This window comes from uncultured Bacteroides sp., assembly GCF_902491285.1.
GTDB lineage: Bacteria > Bacteroidota > Bacteroidia > Bacteroidales > Bacteroidaceae > Bacteroides.
In genome coordinates, this window is record NZ_CABUHK010000052.1 from 1 (window position 1) to 20,639 (window position 20,639).

Here is a 20,639-nt window from a genome sequence, read left to right on the forward strand (position 1 = left end):
ATTAAGGAAGAAGAAGAGGAAAACCATCGAAATAAAAAAGAGATTACCACCAAATTTGACGAAGAACCCCTTTTTCTACTTTTATTGCTTCTCTTGCACCAGTGCTTGCTGTGCCTTCTCTCAACATCCTTGATGCTTGTTGTTGACGTTGTGCTGACTGTTGTTGCTTTTGTTCTTCGATTTGTTCTTTCCGTACGATGTTTGCCAAGTCTTCTAACGTGTTGGCGTATGTATATTCTCGTTCTGTCCACTGCCGTACGTTAGGTTCTTCATTATAATAAACATAAGTTTTTTGAGTAGTCCAGTTCTGGTGATTATCGTATGTGTACTCATAGGAAATATTGCCATCTTTCATTATATCCCCATATTTATTATACTGACAACCTGTTTTTTTAAGTTGAGAATTTGTTTTAACATTGATAGGAATAATTACTCGATCTGTCAATCTTCCGTCAGCATTATAGGTTAGAATTTTTTCTTCTGTAAGAGAATACGAGTGTTTGATTTTTTCTTTTAAACTGACTCCCCCGTCCCGAAAAGATCTTCTGTAACGATTTATTTCGACTAATTTCCCATTTGAAGCATAAATATATTCATTGATTTTTATTGTATCTATTTGGGCTACCTTGACCATCATTCTTTCTGTATTCATCGTTTCTATGGAGTCTAATTTTACTGTTATTTCTTTAATTAGTTTCTGGGCTTCATTATAAATATAATAAGTACTATATGTGTCATGTGTGTATTCATTGATCTTTTTACGAATAATTCCTCGTTCGTTGTAAAATATCTGATTAGTATTTTTAATGCCTTTTTTAATATGTTCTCCGAACTTAGTCTCTGTTTCATATTCAATCTCTTTTACAGATACTACTATGCCTTTCAAGTTATCTTTTTTCCAATCATGCTCTTGTGTTAACCCCTTCTCGGTAATACCCAATAATAAACCAATGAACAATACAAATTTTATTAGATTCATACTTTTTGTTTTTTTATTCTCCCCAGTTACCATAGGAGTATTCAAAAAAAAGAAAGCGCGGAACTGCGTGCCACTATTTATCATTGAAGGTCCTAGGAAAACCCGAAAACACAAATAGATGGACAGCAGACCCGCGCTGGAAACCAACGCAGGAAACAACCATGCTATTCTCGTGTTCTCTTGAAAATTTCCTAGGTTCTCAATGACAAGAATAAAGCACAACGCTTCTTACAATAACTTTTCTAAAAACAAATGTATCGCTATACATACTTTCATTTCGCAAAAATAGCCATATTTTTTCTAAGAAGCAAATAAAATGTAAAGTCTTTATTGGAGACTCAAAATATTATCGTATCTTTGTCATCGGAGTTGCAAGTGAGCAATTTCATTTAATATATTATGCGCTATGAGCGTTAAATATAGAAAAAGAAAAATCGTACTTCAATTCGACAAGGAGAGTCCGTTGTCAAAGTACGTTGCTACTAATGTAGTTATTGGTAGTATCGGTTACAACAAACTCTGTGATGAAGTAAACCAGCGTACTGGGATGCATCGGGGCATAGTAGATGTTGTATTAAAGGGTGTTCAAGACACTATGATTTCTTTTTTAGAAGAAGGCTTTTCGGTAAAGTTGGGAGAGTTCGGTTCATTCCGTCCGTCCATTCAAGCCAAAAGCCAGGATAAAGAAGAAGATGTAGACTCGGACACAATATCTAGAGTAAAGATTGTTTTTACTCCGGGAAACAAATTTCAGCAGATGCTGGGTGGAGTGAGTAAAGAATCTTTCTCTAATACGTCGAAAGATGGAGAGGAAGACAAAGGGAAACCCGATAATCCGGGTGGTGGTTCCGAAGATGAAACGCCAGATCCTTCTGTTTAATCTTTTTTATTTATTCTAAGCTAAACGAATGAGGGAAACTGAAAAGATTCCCTCATTTTTTTTGTCATATTCGTCCGAAACCTTTCAAAACGCTGTTGGGCAATGGTGAAATCACGGTTGCCCAACAGTGAATTTACCGTTGCCCAACCATGATTTTGTGGATAATGGCTATTTATTATCAAAATTGGTGACATAATATATCTTGTTGGCTTTTAATGATATGTATAGGATATTAACCGATTTGTCAGTGAGGTTTCTATGAGGAAATTGTAGGATACAAATTGCGGAAAATAATCTTTTAACTTGCCATGATAAAGAGTTCTATTAAAAATATATATCTTTGCGAGACAGATGTTGATTTATACAAGGAAGCGAATATGAGCAATAAAATATATCCTATCGGTATTCAGAATTTTGAAAAGATCCGTAATGACGGTTATTTCTATGTTGATAAAACGGCATTGATGTATCAAATGGTCAAGACGGGAAGTTATTATTTCTTGAGTCGTCCGCGCCGTTTCGGAAAGAGTCTGCTCATCTCTACCTTAGAAGCCTACTTTCAAGGAAAAAAAGACTTGTTTGAAGGATTAGCAATAGAAAAGTTGGAAAAGGACTGGATAAAATATCCTATATTGCATCTGGATCTTAATATCGAGAAATATGATACACAGGAAAGTTTGGATAAGATATTGAATGATAATCTGGAATATTGGGAAAGCCAATATGGCAGCCGTCCGTCCGAGACTTCTTTTTCTCTACGTTTTGCAGGTATCATTCAACGTGCTTGCGAGAAGACGGGACAGCGGGTAGTTATTTTGGTTGATGAATATGACAAGCCTATGCTGCAAGCTATAGGTAATGAGGAATTACAGAAACAATTCCGAGATACCCTAAAAACATTCTATGGAGCTTTGAAGACTAAGGACGGTTGCATCAAGTTTGCTCTGCTCACTGGTGTGACAAAGTTTGGCAAAGTCAGTGTGTTCAGTGACTTGAACAATCTGGATGATATTTCAATGTGGAATGAGTACATCGAAATATGTGGTGTCAGCGAGCGTGAAATCCACGAAAATCTGGAAACGGAACTTCATGAATTTGCCGCAGCGCGAGGAATAACGTATGACAAACTTTGTGAAGAATTGAGAGAGTGCTATGACGGCTATCACTTTACGCACAATTCAATCGGCATGTACAATCCGTTCAGTCTGCTTAATGCTTTCAAACGTAAGGAATTCGGCAGTTATTGGTTTGAGACGGGCACGCCTACCTATTTGGTGAAGTTACTAAAAAAACATCATTATGACCTGGAACGGATGGCACATGAAGAAACTGACGCCCAGGTATTGAACAGCATAGACTCTGAATCCACCAATCCTATTCCGGTGATTTATCAGAGCGGATACCTCACTATTAAGGGATATGATGAACGTTTTGGCATGTATCGTTTAGGTTTTCCCAACCGTGAAGTGGAAGAGGGTTTTATTCGTTTTCTGCTTCCTTTTTATGCGAATGTAAATAAGGTAGAATCCCCTTTTGAGATTCAGAAGTTTGTCCGTGAAGTGGAATCGGGAGATTATAATTCTTTCTTCCGTCGCTTACAGAGTTTCTTTGCGGATACCACTTACGAAGTGATTCGTGACCAGGAATTGCATTACGAAAACGTGCTTTTCATCGTTTTTAAACTGGTTGGTTTCTACGTCAACGTGGAATATCATACGAATGAAGGACGCATCGACCTTGTCTTGCAGACTGATAAGTTCATTTATATCATGGAATTTAAACTGAATGGCACGGCGGAAGATGCTTTGCAGCAGATTAACGACAAGCATTATGCCCTTCCTTTCGAAATGGACGGACGAAAGCTCTTTAAAATCGGCGTAAACTTCAGTGCGGAAACCCGTAATATCGAGAAATGGATAGTAGAAGAAAAATAGATAGTAAAAAGTACCATATCTTTTGTTAGCATTTAATGATATGTGCGGAATATTAACCTCTTTGTATTTTTTGCGTCGGAAATAAAAGTTCACTGCCTTCTTTCATAATTCGGAAAAAAGTGCGAAATTTGCAACGCTTTTCAAGTTAGACAAGAAACTTACTAACACCTTTAAATAAAAAATTAAAGAAAATGACTAAAAGTGCATTGCAAATTGCAAGGGCTGCTTATCAGCCCAAACTTCCGAAAGCATTGGCGTCAGGAGCCGTTAAAGCTGTAGCAGGTGCTGCTACTCAGTCTGTAGCTGACCAGGAAGCTATCAAAGCATTATTCCCTAACACGTATGGAATGCCGTTAATTACATTCGAAGCCGGTGAAGCTGTAACTCTTCCTGCTATGAATGTGGGTGTAATCCTTTCTGGTGGACAGGCTCCCGGTGGACACAATGTGATTTCCGGTTTGTTCGACGGTATCAAGAAACTGAATCCGGATAGCAAGCTGTATGGCTTTATTTTGGGTCCTGGTGGTTTGGTAGACCATAACTATATGGAACTGACTGCTGATATCATCGACGAATACCGTAACACGGGTGGTTTCGATATTATCGGTTCCGGCCGTACGAAGTTGGAGAAAGAAGAACAGTTCGAAAAAGGACTTGAAATCATCAAAGAACTGGGCATCAAAGCACTGGTTATCATTGGTGGTGACGACTCCAACACAAATGCTTGCGTATTGGCTGAATACTATGCTGCCAAGAAGTATGGTGTACAGGTAATCGGTTGCCCGAAGACTATCGACGGTGACTTGAAGAACGATATGATTGAAACTTCTTTCGGTTTCGATACTGCTTGCAAGACTTACGCAGAAGTAATCGGTAATATCCAACGTGACTGTAACTCTGCCCGTAAATACTGGCACTTCATCAAATTGATGGGTCGTTCGGCTTCTCACATCGCACTGGAATGTGCTTTGCAGGTACAACCTAACGTATGTATCGTTTCTGAAGAAGTGGAAGCTAAAGATATGTCTTTGGATGATGTAGTGACATATATCGCTAAAGTAGTAGCAGACCGTGCTGCCCAGGGACATAACTTCGGTACTGTATTAATTCCTGAAGGATTGGTGGAATTCATCCCGGCTATGAAACGTCTGATCGCTGAATTGAACGACTTCCTGGCTGCTAACGCAGAAGAATTTGCTCAAATCAAGAAGTCTCACCAACGTGACTATATCATCCGCAAACTTTCTCCGGAAAACTCTGCTATCTATGCAAGTCTGCCGGAAGGTGTTGCCCGTCAGTTGACTTTGGATCGTGACCCGCACGGAAACGTACAGGTATCACTGATTGAAACAGAAAAGCTGTTGTCTGAAATGGTAGCTACTAAACTGGCTGCATGGAAAGAGGAAGGCAAGTATGTAGGTAAGTTTGCTGCTCAACATCACTTCTTCGGTTATGAAGGACGTTGCGCTGCTCCGTCAAACTTCGATGCTGACTACTGCTACTCTTTGGGTTACACAGCTTCTATGTTGATTGCTAACGGCAAGACTGGTTATATGTCTTCTGTACGCAACACAACTGCTCCTGCTGCCGAATGGATTGCGGGTGGTGTGCCTATCACAATGATGATGAACATGGAACGTCGTCACGGTGAAATGAAGCCGGTTATCCAGAAAGCATTGGTGAAACTGGACGGTGCTCCTTTCAAGGCATTCGCTGCACAACGTGACCGTTGGGCTGTTGAGACGGATTATGTATATCCGGGTCCGATCCAGTACTTTGGTCCTACCGAAGTTTGCGACCAGGCAACTAAGACTTTGCAGTTGGAACAAGCTAAATAAAAGATAAATAAACAAGCGGTGAACGGTAAGTGCCATGCAGAACATCTGTATGGCTTCTGTTCACCGCTTCTTTCCATTAAGTAAATGCCGCCACGCAACAACCCGATGTCTGCTGTACAGAAGAAAAAAACTGTTTCCGCTACTACACGAAAGAAGGGAACGGCTTCTTCTTCCAAATCTTCCCGTACTCCGAAAAAGGTACAAGCGAAGCATAGTCATGCCATGCCTGTTTGGCTTCGTAATGTCCTGGCAGTGATGATTGTCGGTTGTTTTTCTATTGTTTTCTATTATTTCTTTATCCGTCCGTATGCTTACCGCTGGAAACCCTGTCACGGACTAAAAGAATATGGAGTCTGCATTCCGGCGGGATACGATATTCATGGAATTGATATTTCCCACTATCAGGGAAAAATAGACTGGCCGAAGCTCCGGCAGAACAAAGAAACTGTGACTCCTTTGCACTTTGTATTCATGAAAGCGACAGAAGGCGGGGATCATGGTGATACTACTTTCTCGGCAAACTTTGCCAATGCCCGTAATCACGGATTTATCCGGGGAGCTTATCATTTTTATATTCCAAGCACGGATGCTTTGAAGCAAGCCGACTTCTTTATCCGCACAGTAAAGCTGGATACGGGCGATTTACCTCCTGTACTTGACGTGGAAGTGACCGGACGAAAGGATAAGGCGGAATTGCAACAAGGTATTAAACGCTGGCTCGACCGTGTGGAATCCCATTATGGGGTGAAGCCGATTCTTTATACTTCCTATAAATTTAAGACACGTTATCTGGACGACTCCATTTTCAACGCCTATCCTTATTGGATTGCCCATTATTATGTCGATTCTGTGAAGTATCAGGGTAAATGGGACTTTTGGCAACATACAGATGTGGGGAATGTGCCTGGAATCAAGGAAGACGTCGACTTGAATGTATTTAACGGCACGTTGGAAGAACTTAAAAATCTGACAATTAAATAGCGGGTATTTCTTCGCTGAACAACTTATCTCTTCTGTTATTTGTTATAATCGTATTATTACTTAAAAAAATACGATTATGAATTTTGATATAGCTATTATTGGTGGTGGTCCTGCCGGTTATACAGCCGCCGAAAGGGCAGGTGCAAACGGATTGAAAGCCGTTCTTTTCGAGAAGAAAGCGATAGGTGGAGTATGTCTCAATGAAGGGTGTATTCCTACTAAAACTTTGTTATATTCTGCTAAAATACTGGATAGCATCAAGACTGCTTCCAAATATGGTGTTTCTGCCGAATCGCCTTCTTTTGATTTGTCTAAAATCATGAGCCGTAAAGATAAAACGGTGAAAATGCTGACAGGGGGTGTGAAGATGACTGTCAACTCTTATGGGGTGACCGTCGTAGAGAAAGAGGCTTTCATTGAGGGAGAGAAGGACGGGGTGATTCGCATAGCTTGTGACGGCGAGACGTACTCTACAAAATATCTGCTGGTCTGTACCGGCTCTGATACGGTGATTCCCCCGATACCGGGGTTGTCGGAAGTCAGTTACTGGACTTCTAGAGAAGCATTGGAAATAAAGGAACTGCCTAAAAATCTGGTTATTATCGGTGGCGGAGTGATCGGGATGGAGTTTGCCTCTTTCTTCAATAGCATGGGCGTAAAGGTTCATGTAGTCGAAATGATGTCTGAGATACTAGGAGCGATGGATAAGGAAACGAGTGGCATGCTCCGTGCCGAATATGCCAAACGGGGAGTCACTTTCTATCTGAATACGAAAGTGGTGGAAGTGAAACCGAATGGAGTTGTAATAGAGAAAGACGGGAAAAACTCAACGATTGAGGCGGATAAGATACTGCTCAGTGTAGGTCGAAAGGCAAACCTATCCGGCGTCGGACTGGATAAATTGAACATTGAACTTTTGCGGAACGGGGTAAAGGTGGATGAACATCTACAGACTTCCCACCCCAATGTATATGCCTGCGGAGATATTACGGGATATTCTTTGTTGGCGCATACTGCCATTCGTGAAGCGGAAGTTGCTGTCAATCATATTTTGGGAGTGGAAGACCGGATGAATTACAATTGTGTTCCGGGGGTAGTCTACACCAATCCCGAAGTGGCAGGCGTAGGAAAGACTGAAGAAGAACTGATAAAACAAGGACTTCCTTACCGTGTCTCAAAATTACCTATGGCTTATTCCGGACGATTTGTTGCGGAGAATGAGCAAGGCAACGGGCTTTGCAAGTTGATTCAGGATGAAGAAGGGAAAATCATCGGTTGCCATATGTTGGGAAATCCTGCATCGGAACTGATTGTGGTGGCCGGTATTGCCATTCAGAGAGGATACACGGTGGAAGAGTTCCAGAAAACTGTATTTCCGCATCCTACGGTCGGAGAGATTTATCATGAGATAATGTTTTAATTCTTATTCCGCCAAGTCTATGATTCGATGTATATATAGTCCTTATACTGATATTTATTTTCATCTGGCGGCAGAGGAGTATTTGCTGAAGCAGGGGAACGATGACGTTTTTATGCTTTGGCAGGATACTCCCTCTGTTGTGATAGGAAAACATCAGCGTTTACAGTCGGAAGTGGATACGGAATGGGCGGAACGGGAGCGGATACATATCGCCCGTCGCTTTTCGGGCGGAGGAACGGTGTATCATGATTTGGGTAATGTCAATCTGACTTTTATTGAAACGGTTTCGCGTCTTCCTGAGTTTATCACCTATCTTCAACGGACGTTGGACTTTTTGGCATCCATAGGTGTAATGGCAGAAGGAGACGAAAGGCTCGGCATCTATCTGGATGGGTTGAAAATATCAGGGAGTGCGCAGTGTGTACATAAAGACAGGGTGCTGTATCATTGCACTTTGCTTTATGATACAAATCTTACGGTGCTGAATAAAGTATTGAATCCGTCATCGTTGGCTGATGACGAAACCTTATCTTCTGTATATGCTGTTCCGTCCGTTCGGAGTGAAGTCACTAATATCCGTAAGCACTTTTCAGTGGGAACTGTGGATGATTTCAAAGAGAATGCTTTTCAGTATTTCAGCCAATCGCAAAGGGTCAGTTCTTTCAGTGAGGAAGAAATAGTGGCTGCCAATCAGCTCCGGAACGAAAAGTATATTGGGAAAGAGTGGATATATAGCCGTTGAAATCTGAGCTTCGTTCATCATAATCCGGTTAAAAATACCTTAACATAAAACTTTCTATTTCAACCCATTGTTCTATTATATCAAGGTTGAATAAATAAATTTACTGTCTATGTCAAGATTCGAAATAAAAATGCCTAAGTTGGGCGAGAGTATAACAGAGGGAACGATTGTCTCCTGGTCTGTAAAAGTGGGCGATATGGTTCAGGAAGACGATGTTCTTTTTGAAGTGAATACTGCTAAAGTAAGTGCCGAAATACCTTCTCCGGTAGAGGGGAAAGTAGTTGAAATTTTATATAAGGAAGGAGATACCATTGCGGTAGGCACAGTTGTAGCCATTATAGATTTGGATGGCGAAGGTGCTTCCGATGCGCAGCCTGTCGGTGAAGAAGCCGTAAAAGCGGATGCTTCGGAGAAGCAGTCGCAACCTCAGAAAGAAGTTGCCAAACAGGTGGTTGCTGAGGAAGAACGCTGGTATTCGCCTGTGGTGATTCAGTTGGCGAGAGAAGCGAAGATTCCGAAAGAAGAACTGGATTCCATACAGGGAACCGGCTACGAAGGTCGATTGAGCAAGAAAGATATAAAAGATTATATTGATAAGAAGAAAAGAGGAGTCAGTGGGGATTCCAAACCGTCAGCACCCGTTGCTGCTCCGGCTGCAAGCAAACCATCGGTTGCTGCTTCCGCACCGGTAAGCCCGAAATCTTCTCCGGCTTCTCCGGTTGAATCCAAATCATCCGCTCCTGTCACTATGCCGGGGGTGGAAGTGAAAGAGATGGATCGTGTCCGCCGGATTATTGCCGACCATATGGTTATGTCTAAGAAAGTATCTCCGCATGTCACTAATGTGGTGGAGGTAGATGTCACTAAACTGGTGCGTTGGCGTGAAAAGAATAAGGATGCTTTCTTCCGTCGCGAAGGTGTCAAGCTGACTTATATGCCTGTGATAACGGAAGCTGTAGCGAAAGCATTGGCAACCTATCCGCAAGTGAATGTATCCGTAGATGGATACAATGTTCTCTTCAAGAAACATATCAATGTGGGGATTGCCGTCTCTTTGAATGATGGAAATCTGATTGTGCCCGTAGTGCATGATGCCGACCGTCTGAACCTGAATGGATTGGCTGTTGCCATCGACTCCTTGGCTCTGAAAGCAAGAGATAACAAATTGATGCCCGAAGATATTGACGGTGGTACATTTACCATAACCAACTTCGGTACGTTCAAGAGCCTGTTCGGTACACCGATTATCAATCAGCCACAGGTAGCTATCCTGGGAGTAGGCTATATTGAAAAGAAACCTGCTGTCATAGAAACTCCGGAAGGCGACACGATTGCTATTCGTCATAAGATGTACCTCTCTTTGTCTTATGACCATCGGGTAGTAGACGGAATGTTGGGCGGTAACTTCCTGCATTTCATTGCTGATTACTTGGAGAACTGGCAAGGTTGATAAACTGATTGTTTCATTCATTAAGAACTTCATTAACTATGAAAAAGTATGATATAAAAAATACAGATGTCGAAACACTGAAGAAGTGGTATCATCTGATGACATTGGGACGTGCCTTGGACGAAAAGGCGCCGTCTTACCTGTTGCAATCCTTAGGATGGTCTTACCATGCTCCCTATGCGGGGCATGATGGCATCCAACTGGCTGTCGGGCAGGTCTTTACTCTTGGAGAAGACTTCCTGTTTCCCTACTACCGGGATATGCTGACCGTGTTATCCGCCGGAATGACCGCAGAAGAAATTATCCTGAACGGTATATCAAAAGCGACCGATCCCGGAAGCGGTGGACGTCATATGTCGAACCATTTCGCCAAACCGGAATGGCACATCGAAAACATTTCTTCCGCAACGGGTACGCATGACCTTCATGCGGCAGGCGTAGCCAGGGCGATGGTGTATTACGGGCATAAAGGAGTTGCCATTACCTCTCATGGAGAATCGGCTACATCGGAAGGTTTTGTCTATGAAGCTATCAATGGCGCCAGCCTCGAACGTCTCCCTGTGATTTTTGTGATTCAGGATAACGGCTACGGCATCTCTGTCCCCAAATCGGAACAGACCGCCAACCGTAAAGTTGCGGAAAACTTCTCCGGCTTCAAGAACCTGAAAATCATCTATTGTAATGGAAAAGATGTATTCGACTCGATGAACGCCATGACCGAAGCCCGCGAATACGCCATCGCTACCCGTAATCCAGTGATTGTGCAAGCCAACTGTGTCCGCATCGGTTCCCATTCCAACTCGGACAAGCATACCTTATACCGGGATGAAAACGAACTGGAATATGTAAAGGAAGCCGACCCGTTGTTGAAATTTCGCCGAATGTTACTCCGTTACAAACGGCTGACTGAAGAAGAACTGCAAGAAATAGAGGCGGCAGCAAAAAAAGAATTATCCGCTGCCAACCGGAAAGCGTTGGCTGCCCCTGATCCTGACCCCAAGAGCATCTATGATTTTGTAATGCCCGAACCTTATCAGCCGCAGAAATATAAGGAAGGTACTCATGAGGAAGAAGGTGAGAAGACTTTCATGGTCAACGCCATTAACGAAACATTGAAAGCGGAGTTCCGCCATAATCCCGACACCTTTATTTGGGGGCAGGATGTGGCAAACAAGGAAAAAGGCGGTGTGTTTAATGTGACGAAAGGTATGCAGCAGGAGTTTGGCGATGCACGTGTATTCAGCGCGCCGATAGCCGAAGATTACATTGTAGGTACAGCCAACGGAATGAGCCGCTTTGACCCTAAGATTCATGTCGTGATAGAAGGGGCGGAGTTTGCTGATTACTTCTGGCCTGCCGTCGAACAATATGTGGAGTGTACGCATGAGTACTGGCGTAGCAATGGGAAATTTGCTCCGAACATAACCTTGCGTCTGGCTTCCGGCGGTTATATCGGTGGCGGGTTATATCATTCCCAAAACATAGAAGGCGCTTTGACAACTTTGCCGGGAGCACGTATTGTCTGTCCTTCCTTTGCGGATGATGCTGCCGGATTGCTCCGTACCAGTATGCGCTCCAAAGGGTTTACTCTGTTTCTCGAACCGAAAGCATTGTATAACTCCGTAGAAGCGGCTACTGTTGTACCGGAAGATTTTGAAGTTCCTTTCGGCAAGGCGCGCATTCGTCGCGAAGGAACGGATTTGAGTATCATTACTTATGGGAATACGACTCATTTCTGTCTGCACGCAGCAGAGCGGTTGGAGAAAGAGGGCGGCTGGAAAGTGGAAGTTATCGACATCCGTTCTTTGATTCCATTAGATAAGGAAGCAATTTTCGAGTCAGTGAAGAAAACAAGTAAGGCGCTGGTTGTCCATGAAGATAAAGTATTCTCCGGTTTTGGCGCGGAGCTTGCCGCTATGATTGGCGGAGAGATGTTCCGTTATCTGGACGCACCTGTGCAGCGTGTAGGTTCTACATTTACTCCTGTCGGTTTCAATCCGATTCTTGAAAAAGAGATTCTGCCGGATGAGGCTAAAATCTATGAAGCTGCCAGGAAATTATTGGAATATTAAATAGTAGTAGATTATGAAAAAGATAGGTTTATTTTATGCAGCTAAGGCTGAAAAGACAAGTTGGGTAGCAGAGAAAATTCAGCAGGAATTTGGTGAAGACAAGATAGCGGTAGTACCGATAGAACAAGCCTGGCAGAATGATTTTGCCGCTTATGATTGCTTTATTGTCGGTGCATCCACCTGGTTTGACGGTGAGCTTCCTACTTATTGGGATGAACTGTTGCCGGAACTTCGGACAATGGATTTAAAGGGAAAGAAAGTCGCTATCTTCGGCTTGGGCGACCAGATACGCTATCCCGAAAACTTTGCGGACGGCATCGGGTTGCTGGCGGAAGTCTTCGAAGGGGATGGAGCCACCTTGGTCGGTTTCACTTCTTCCGAAGGATATACTTTCGAACGCTCCAGGGCATTGCGTGGCGACCATTGGTGCGGACTGGTCATTGACTTGGATAATCAATCGGAACAGGCAAAAAAGAAAATCAAGGACTGGTGCGAACAGGTAAAAAAAGAGTTTAAATAATCTCGTTATATTATATGTAATGAGGGTGTCAAAAGGGAAACTTTTCCTTTCTGACACCCTCTTGTTTTTTATATTCTATCATTCAAAGAATTATCAGGCTTTATAAATGAACTTCACCTCCGCCCAGCGATTCTTCTCTTTATAATGGACATAGGTCAATCCGTGCTTTTCCGCTTCCTTACGGATAACCGCAATATCATCTACATAGAATCCGCTCATATATAGTTCAGACCCCGAATGCATACAAGCGACATATTGTTTCATGTCATTCAACAGAATATTCCGGTTGATATTGGCAATAATAACGTCGAACGGCCCTTTCCCGATAAGAGACGAAGCGTCTCCCTGTGAAACGGCAATGTCATCTACACGATTTAATTCAATATTCTCAATAGAGTTTCGTACACACCATTCGTCAATGTCGATAGCTGTACACGGGCGTGCACCTCTCATCCGTGCGAGGATGGCGAGAATAGAAGTCCCACAACCCATATCGAGCAAGGATTTATCTTTCAGTTCGCTATCCAGCAGTTCTTCAATGATAAGGCTTGTCGTCTCGTGGTGTCCTGTTCCGAAAGCCATTTGCGGGTTGATAACAATATCATATTCCGCTTTGGGAACGTCTTGATGGAAAGTGCTGTGAATCACGCATCGGTTGCCGATAATAATCGGCTGGAAGAAATTCTTTTCCCATTCCTCATTCCAGTCTTTATCTTCTGCTTCTACATAGGTAAATGTGATTTCCGTATCGGGTAGGGGAAACTCTGTGATTGCAGTCTTAATGGCGGTTTCGTCATATAATGATTGTTGGATATATGCGGTCAACCCGCTTTCACATTCAACAAAACTCTCGAAACCGACTTCACCGAGCACAGCAGCCAGTACGTCATTAACTGTTTCAGTGCAAGGATGGGTATGGAATGTGAATTCAAAATACTTCATAGTTGTTTTCTTTTCTAATAAATAATGTGCAAAGATAATAGACTTTTTAGGGATTTCCCTACTTCTCTTTCGGGAAAATCTCCCAAGGATAAAAAATCTCTTCCTTATCTTTGTAACGTGAATAAGTTTAAGTAATTACATAAACCGAGATGATATGAAAAAGATTGTTTACTTCTTGCTATTTGCCTTGTGCCTCCCGATAGGCCTGATGGCACAAAGCGTTGATGACGACCTTTACTTCGTCCCTTCCAAAGACAAACAGGAGAAGAAAGAAGCTCCGGTTAAGAAGGAACCGAAGAAACAGGTGACCAACATCTATACTTCACCGGGTACTACCGTAGTTGTTCAGGACCGCAAGGGTAGAACACGGGACGTGGATGAATATAACCGCCGTTACGATGCACGTGAAAATGAGTTCGTAATGGATAATGATACCTTATACATAAAAGAAAAATCTAAACCGGATTTGGACGGAGAATGGGTGACCGGCGAATTTAATGGTACGCAAGACGACTATGAATATGCAGAACGTATTATCCGTTTCCGTAATCCGCGTTTCGCAATCAGTATTAGCAGCCCGCTCTATTGGGATGTCGTTTACGGACCGAACTCCTGGGACTGGAACGTATATACTGACGGTATGTATGCTTACGCATTCCCAACGTTCAGTAATCCGATGTGGTGGGATTGGCGCTACGGCTCTTACGGCTGGGGCTGGAATTATGGTTGGGGGTGGAATCGTCCTTACTATGCTTGGGGATACGCTCCGGGTTATTGGGGCGGCTGGTATGGCGGCTACTGGGGTGGCTGGTATGGTGGCGGTGGCTACTGGGGACATCATCACCATTGGCACGGTGGTCCTAGCTGGGGCTGGGGTGGCGGTGGAAACCATTGGGCACGCAACACCTATACGAATCGTCGTTCTTATGGCTACAATAATTTCTCTTCTTCACGGAGAAGTGGAACATATTCAGACCGTAGATCGGCAATAGGTACAGAACGCCGTAGTTCTTCAGGTTCTTATACCGGCAGAACTGTTGGTACAAGACGTGAAGCAACTCGTGTTAGTACTGGACGTACCGGAGTAACTACCCGCAGTGATGCTTCTTCTACTCGTAGAAGTAGTAACTACACACGTCCGAGCAGTACACGTAGTTCCTCAACTTACAATAGTAATCGTGAAAGCTCCGTTCGTCGTAGCGCTTCGTCTCCTTCACGATCATCATCGTCTTCATCATATGGAACTACAAGAAGATCTTCTTCTACTTACAATAGAGGTACTTCGACTAGTAGCCCGTCTACTAGAAGCAGTAGTAGAAGTTCTAGCCATTCTTATGATAGTTCTAGCCGTTCTTCTTCTCGTAGCAGCTATTCACCAAGTAGCAGTAGTAGCTCTCGTTCCAGTGGCAGCTATTCAGGTGGTGGATCTTCACGCTCAAGTGGCGGTGGTGGCGGATCTAGCAGAAGTGGAAGAAGGTAATAAACACTATATATTAACTCTGTAATATAAGACAACGTTATGAAAAAGATAATCGCAGTTGCTTGTGCCTTGTGTTTTGTCGCAGGTGTCAGCGCACAGACAATATATGATGCAGCGAAGTTAGCGGAGCGAGACTTGAATGGAACCGCCCGTTTTGTAGGTATGGGTGGGGCAATGGGCGCTTTGGGTGGTGATATTTCTACAATGGGAACTAACCCTGCCGGTATCGGTATTTATCGTAGTAATGACATCATGACATCTTTTAGCTATTCTGCTTACGGTACGGAGAGCAAATATTTGGGGCAGACTTTTAATAATGATAAGAATCAGTGGTCGTTTGATAACATAGGTTTTGTGTTCGCTTCCAAGATTGGAAATCAGACAGCATTGCGTTATGTGAACTTCGGTTTTAATTATAAGCGCACCAAGTCTTTCTATAAGAATATGACAATGGGCGGATTGATGGGAGTCGTAGATGATAAGATTTTTGTATCTCAGGTTAATCAGATGGGACAACAGGCTACAGATGCTGTATGGTATGATAAAGATAATTATGACTTTAATGGTGCTGATGCCTATAGTAACAATCGACTTGGTTGGTTAGGCATTATGGGGTATCAAGGTTATCTCACAAATTCAGTTTTGGATAAAGGTTATGATCGATACGATCCGGTAGTCCCGGATGAGGCTGAGGCTTATTTCAACTCCAATGAACGAGGGGGGATCAGTCAGTATGACTTCAATGTTGCGTTGAATGTGAATGATCGTGTCTATTTAGGATTGACGATTGGTGCATACGATGTGAATTATAAGAAGACCACTCTATATGATGAAGATTATGGAAATGGTGAAGGTTATGAATTGGCTTCATTCAATCGTATTAAAGGTTCGGGAGTAGATGTTAAGTTTGGTGCTATTTTCCGTCCGTTCGAGTCTTCTCCTTTCCGTATTGGTTTTGCGATACATACGCCTACATTTTATAATTTGACATACGAGAATGGTGCAAGTATGACGTCGGATGTTTACTTGAAAGAAGTACAAGATGGTAATAAGCCTTTTTATGTACGTGACGATAAACCTGGTAAAGATGCTGTTACAACAAGAGAGTCTTTTGATGCAAATGGTGGAAGAAGAATAGAACAGGATTTCCGCCTGTCTACTCCGTGGAGATTTAATGCGAGTCTGGGTTATACTGTTGGAACTTCTTTAGCATTGGGAGCAGAGTATGAATATGAAGATTATTCATCTATGAAGTTTAAGTACCCTGAAGGAGACGAAATGGTAGATCAGAATACTACAATTAAAGAATTTATGAAAGGTGTTCATACATTCCGTATCGGTGCTGAGTATAAAGTAATACCTGAGTTTGCCTTCCGTTTAGGTTATAATTACAGTACTACTGCTTTCAAAGAAAATGATGCTTATAAATGGATACCGGTTAACTCTACTTTGACAGATACAGACTTTGCAAATTCCCAGTCGCATAGTAATTATACAATCGGAATAGGATATCGTGGAAAGGCTTTTTATGCTGATTTAGCTTATCAATATTCTATGTATAAAGAGAAGTTCTATCCATTCTATAATGACTTGGAAACTTCACCGGGAGTTTGGGAAATAGTGACTCCGCAAGCTACCAAAGTAACCAATACCCGTAGTCAAGTGCTATTAACATTAGGTATGCGCTTCTAATCCTGATAAAGACAGTTTTCAATTTCAATAATAACTTTTGTGTGTAAAAAATCCCTGGAATGCTGAGTGTCTACGGCGGTTCCGGGGATTTTTATTAGTATCTGTCGTCACTATAAAAAGAGACAACTTATCTTTATATGAGGGGTAATTAAATAGGTTAATAATTATGAGAGGTTTACATTTAATATTCTATTTTGTCTTCTTTATCTGCCCAGGCTTTGAAGGCAGTAAGGGCTTCATTGTGTAGTAAGATTTCTGAGGGTAGTTTTCTGTCTTCCGGTTTAAGTTCCAGTTCGTCATAAATAAAAGAATCGTCAAAGCCGATATTCTTGGCATCGGTTTTATTGTTGCCGTAATACATCTTATCCAGTCGTGCCCAATAGATAGCGCCCAAACACATCGGACAAGGTTCGCAGGAAGTATAGATTTCGTATCCGCTAAGGTTGAATGTCCCGAGCTTCGCGGCAGCGGCACGTATGGCGCTCACTTCAGCATGGGCAGTAGGATCACAGGATGCCGTAACACGGTTCACACCCGTTGCAACTATTTCCCCCTCTTTGGTAGCAATCACAGCACCAAACGGACCTCCACCATTTTCAATATTTTCTTTAGAAAGCTCGATAGCTTTCCGCATTAATTCTTCTTTCGTCATAGCACAAAAAATATATTGTTAGTTTTATTCTAATCTCTAGTCCTACAAAGATAGAAAAAACTAACAATATACAATGAAGTGCTTCTATTTATTTTTTACCGGTATCGGCAGACACTGAAAGAGAAGGAATAAAGATCCGGGGAACGCTCTTTTAGAGTTTTCCGAGAATCTTATCCATCACCCAGTTGGTCAGTGTTGCGCTTTCACCGTTACAAGAACAAATGGATTTACCAAGCAAGTGGTCTACCACCGCCTGGATAAGCGGTTGCTGCACATGTTCCGGGTTACCGATGCAAATTTCTTCGCGTCCACGTTCGGTATGTAGTCCGATAGGCTCGTAAGTAAAGACAGAGAAACAAATCATTCCCTTGTCACCGATAATCTCTATGCGGTCTTCGCGGGCAGAATCATGAGCGACGAAACACCAGGAACCGCTACCCACCAGTCCGTTATCGAACTGGAAACAGGCACTCAGAGTATCTTCGGCAGGATAAAGCCCGCCGCGGTTGCTTTTGTATCCGCTTGCTTCGAGGATGCAACCGAACATATCCTGTAATAAATCAATTTGATGCGGAGCAAGGTCATAGAAGTAACCGCCTCCGGCAATATCCGCTTGCACACGCCAGGGAAGATTATCACGATTGTAATCCAAATCGCGCGGCGGCTGGGCAAAACGAATCTGCACATTGATAACATTACCGATAGTCCCGTTCTCTACCAGTTCCTTTACTTTCTGAAAGTATGGAAGGTAACGGCGGTAATAAGCAACAAAGCAGGGAACCCCCGTTTCGTTGGATATACGGTTGATGCGGGTACACTCTTCGTAAGTGACGGCCATCGGCTTCTCAATATAGGCAGGCTTGCCTGCTTTCATGGACATGATGGCATAAGTGGCATGTGAAGAAGGGGGAGTAGCGATATATATAGCATTTACTTCCGGGTCGTCTATCAGCTCCTGTGCATCATCATACCATTTCTTGATACCTCTTTCTTTGGCATAAGCTTTTGCTTTCGCACCGTCACGGCTCATTACTGCCACGACTTCCGAATGTTCTACTTTCTGGAAAGCGGGGCCACTTTTCGTCTTGGTTACTTCTCCGCAACCGATGAAGCCCCATTTGATAATCTTTTCACTCATAATGTTATTACCTATTGTGCCTGTTTTAAACGAACCCCAAAGATAAAGCTATTTTTTGTCAAGAGCAACTTTATTGATTATTAACTTAGAAGAGAAGTTTGGAAAATGAAAGTTTCATTTTACTAAAACAGATGTTCTGTTTTGGTAGAATAGACGCTCCGTTTCGGGTGAACAGAGCGTCTGTTTGAGGGGAATACACACTCTATTGGTGGTAAAAAGGAAGGTGAATAGAGGTAAACCCAGGGGTGAGAAGCGATAAGTCCGGGGGGAAAGCAAGGCAGAAAGCCGGGGTGAGGGGAGATTTATTCCTTTTTTTCAAAAAGAAAGGCGGGAATGGCAATTCCCGCCTTTACGTGTAGTTTAATTGAAGCTACTTTATCATTAGCTCTGTAAAGATACGACATTCGGAAGCGAAAGTCAAGTCTTTGGGAGTTTATTTTTCGTAATAGACATCCATGACAATTTCGTTTAGAGCTTCACTTGCCCCCTGCTTATACTCTTTTATCCGTATGAGTCCTTTTTTCCCGGTCGTTGTATTGTTGAATGCAACATATTCTATGGCTAACTCATTATTAGCGACTATATCCAGGACCGAAGAATTAAGGTTTATACTCCCGATATCATCGATTATGTCAGTAATCTGATTGTTTTTCATTTTTTCAATTAAGGCGTTCTCGGTAGAGTTTGTGGTTGCTAGTTTCTTAAATGAGAGAATCGTTGTCATTAATACTGCATAATCATCGTTTGATATGGGCTGTTCTGTGGCTTGGCATTTATATCCATTCTTGAAAACAGAAGTTATTTTAGAAGGTCCGGAGAGCCGAGCCGGTTGGTTGGAACCGTTTCCAAGCAGAGCGAAGTCTATATTCATATCTGTTGCATAATCGCATGGTGAAACAGTTCTTCCGGTTATGGCATCAAAAAGAGCATGGTCAGTTCCTTGTGCTCCCATTATGACATTTTCCCAATAATAATATGGTAGTACTACTGTCGCTTTCTTCACTTTCACCGTACCGATAGAAGCCGTCTCTTTACCACTCTTTCCATAAATTAGCGTCACAGTAAACTCTGTATCCGCATCCACTTCCGGGGCTTTGAAGGTAAATCCTGCTGCTTCGGGATTTGTTATTGCTATGTCAGATGATGCGTCACCTGCCTGTGTCAAGCGGACTGCTTTCACGACATTCAGGTTCGTCCCTTCAATCGTGATATCCTTTCCGGTTTCCACCTCTTGCGTTTCGCTGGTGATGCTACCGGCAGGAACAATTTCTTTCACCGTTATTTTGCCCGGTACTACCAATTTTTGGTCGTTCCCCAATGAGTTGTCATAAACAAGCGTTATTGTGTACTCCGTGTCTGCATCTACTTCCGGTGTTTTGAAAGTCAGTTCAGTAGCAGTCTTTTTGGTGATTGTAATTGATTCTTCATTGGCTTGAACCCCTTTAATCACATTCAGGTCTGTTCCTGTAATAGTGATAATATCTGCCGGTTTCATTTCTCCGGATAGGGTAGTGGAAGTTGTAGGGATAATGGGTGCGATGTAGACAGTCAACTCCTCGCATACGATAAGACGATGAACTGAATTATAAAGGATGGAGAGGGTTACCATCTTTGTGTCTTCGAATACATCCGTAGGTACAGAAAAGGTGAGTGACTCGTGGTCGCGGTCGGCTTGCGGGGTTTTGATATCCAGCGTTGTTTCATCTCCGAAATAAACCTTGGAGATAAGGTGCATATTTTCACCCGTCAGAGTGATTGTCTCGCCCGGTTGTACGGTAGTTGCTTCCAACTTTTGGACAGATGTCTGTGGAATGGTGATGTCATTATCCCGGGTACATCCTGTCAGCAGGCATGTCAGGCAGCACAAGGCTGCCGTCAATGCGATGGTTAGTGTATTATTTCTTTTCATTGTTCTTTCT

Annotated in this window: 16 protein-coding genes; 11 read left to right on the forward strand and 5 right to left on the reverse strand. The window is 42.7% G+C overall.

Translation table 11 applies throughout. The features are described from left to right. Nucleotides 1–43 precede the first annotated feature (43 nt). Nucleotides 44–979 carry a hypothetical protein gene (locus RDN93_RS13885; RefSeq protein WP_308746057.1) on the reverse strand — a complete coding sequence of 312 codons (936 nt, stop codon included), beginning with the start codon at nucleotides 977–979 and terminating at the stop codon, nucleotides 44–46. Nucleotides 980–1,385: 406 nt separating this feature from the next. Between RDN93_RS13885 and RDN93_RS13890 the strand changes: the two genes are divergently transcribed. The 9 genes from RDN93_RS13890 (at nucleotide 1,386) to RDN93_RS13930 (ending at nucleotide 12,816) form a co-directional block, all read left to right on the forward strand. Further along, nucleotides 1,386–1,859, forward strand: a complete 474-nt coding sequence (locus tag RDN93_RS13890; protein WP_308746058.1) for an HU family DNA-binding protein — start codon at nucleotides 1,386–1,388, stop codon at nucleotides 1,857–1,859. A gap of 377 nt (nucleotides 1,860–2,236) precedes the next feature. After that, entirely contained in the window at nucleotides 2,237–3,793 is a 1,557-nt protein-coding gene (locus RDN93_RS13895) for an ATP-binding protein (protein ID WP_308746059.1), read from the forward strand. A gap of 191 nt (nucleotides 3,794–3,984) precedes the next feature. Beyond that, nucleotides 3,985–5,631, forward strand: a complete 1,647-nt coding sequence (locus RDN93_RS13900; RefSeq protein WP_308746060.1) for a diphosphate--fructose-6-phosphate 1-phosphotransferase — start codon at nucleotides 3,985–3,987, stop codon at nucleotides 5,629–5,631. A gap of 84 nt (nucleotides 5,632–5,715) precedes the next feature. Continuing rightward, nucleotides 5,716–6,612: a GH25 family lysozyme gene (locus RDN93_RS13905; protein ID WP_308746061.1), complete on the forward strand. Its 897-nt coding sequence runs from the start codon at nucleotides 5,716–5,718 to the stop codon at nucleotides 6,610–6,612. A gap of 76 nt (nucleotides 6,613–6,688) precedes the next feature. After that, entirely contained in the window at nucleotides 6,689–8,032 is a 1,344-nt protein-coding gene (gene lpdA, locus RDN93_RS13910; RefSeq protein WP_308746062.1) for a dihydrolipoyl dehydrogenase, read from the forward strand. A gap of 19 nt (nucleotides 8,033–8,051) precedes the next feature. Further along, nucleotides 8,052–8,774: a lipoate--protein ligase family protein gene (locus tag RDN93_RS13915; RefSeq protein WP_308746063.1), complete on the forward strand. Its 723-nt coding sequence runs from the start codon at nucleotides 8,052–8,054 to the stop codon at nucleotides 8,772–8,774. A 109-nt stretch (nucleotides 8,775–8,883) separates the two neighbouring features. Beyond that, on the forward strand, nucleotides 8,884–10,224 hold the full coding sequence (locus tag RDN93_RS13920) for a dihydrolipoamide acetyltransferase family protein (RefSeq protein ID WP_308746064.1): 1,341 nt from the start codon (nucleotides 8,884–8,886) through the stop codon (nucleotides 10,222–10,224). 38 nt (nucleotides 10,225–10,262) lie between these two features. Next, nucleotides 10,263–12,296: a thiamine pyrophosphate-dependent enzyme gene (locus tag RDN93_RS13925; protein ID WP_308746065.1), complete on the forward strand. Its 2,034-nt coding sequence runs from the start codon at nucleotides 10,263–10,265 to the stop codon at nucleotides 12,294–12,296. Nucleotides 12,297–12,309: 13 nt separating this feature from the next. Continuing rightward, a complete protein-coding gene (locus RDN93_RS13930) occupies nucleotides 12,310–12,816 on the forward strand; it encodes a flavodoxin (RefSeq protein ID WP_308746066.1) in 507 nt (168 codons plus the stop codon). Between the two features lie 93 nt (nucleotides 12,817–12,909). On the opposite strand, the gene prmA is transcribed toward RDN93_RS13930, so the two are convergent. Beyond that, entirely contained in the window at nucleotides 12,910–13,758 is an 849-nt protein-coding gene (prmA, locus tag RDN93_RS13935) for a 50S ribosomal protein L11 methyltransferase (protein ID WP_308746067.1), read from the reverse strand. 154 nt (nucleotides 13,759–13,912) lie between these two features. On the opposite strand from prmA, the gene RDN93_RS13940 reads away from it, so the two are divergent. Together RDN93_RS13940 and RDN93_RS13945 are read left to right on the forward strand one after the other, a co-directional pair. Continuing rightward, nucleotides 13,913–15,238 (forward strand): hypothetical protein, encoded by a 1,326-nt coding sequence (locus RDN93_RS13940; protein WP_308746068.1) that lies wholly within the window; start codon nucleotides 13,913–13,915, stop codon nucleotides 15,236–15,238. A gap of 39 nt (nucleotides 15,239–15,277) precedes the next feature. Then, the gene (locus tag RDN93_RS13945; RefSeq protein ID WP_308746069.1) at nucleotides 15,278–16,930 is read left to right on the forward strand and encodes an outer membrane protein transport protein; all 1,653 of its coding nucleotides are present in this window, start codon (nucleotides 15,278–15,280) and stop codon (nucleotides 16,928–16,930) included. A gap of 181 nt (nucleotides 16,931–17,111) precedes the next feature. On the opposite strand, the gene RDN93_RS13950 is transcribed toward RDN93_RS13945, so the two are convergent. From RDN93_RS13950 to RDN93_RS13960, 3 genes are all read right to left on the reverse strand, one after another. Further along, nucleotides 17,112–17,582 carry a nucleoside deaminase gene (locus RDN93_RS13950; protein WP_308746070.1) on the reverse strand — a complete coding sequence of 157 codons (471 nt, stop codon included), beginning with the start codon at nucleotides 17,580–17,582 and terminating at the stop codon, nucleotides 17,112–17,114. 151 nt (nucleotides 17,583–17,733) lie between these two features. Beyond that, entirely contained in the window at nucleotides 17,734–18,720 is a 987-nt protein-coding gene (locus RDN93_RS13955; protein WP_308746071.1) for a Gfo/Idh/MocA family oxidoreductase, read from the reverse strand. Between the two features lie 433 nt (nucleotides 18,721–19,153). Next, the gene (locus RDN93_RS13960; RefSeq protein WP_308746072.1) at nucleotides 19,154–20,629 is read right to left on the reverse strand and encodes a hypothetical protein; all 1,476 of its coding nucleotides are present in this window, start codon (nucleotides 20,627–20,629) and stop codon (nucleotides 19,154–19,156) included. Nucleotides 20,630–20,639 lie beyond the last annotated feature (10 nt).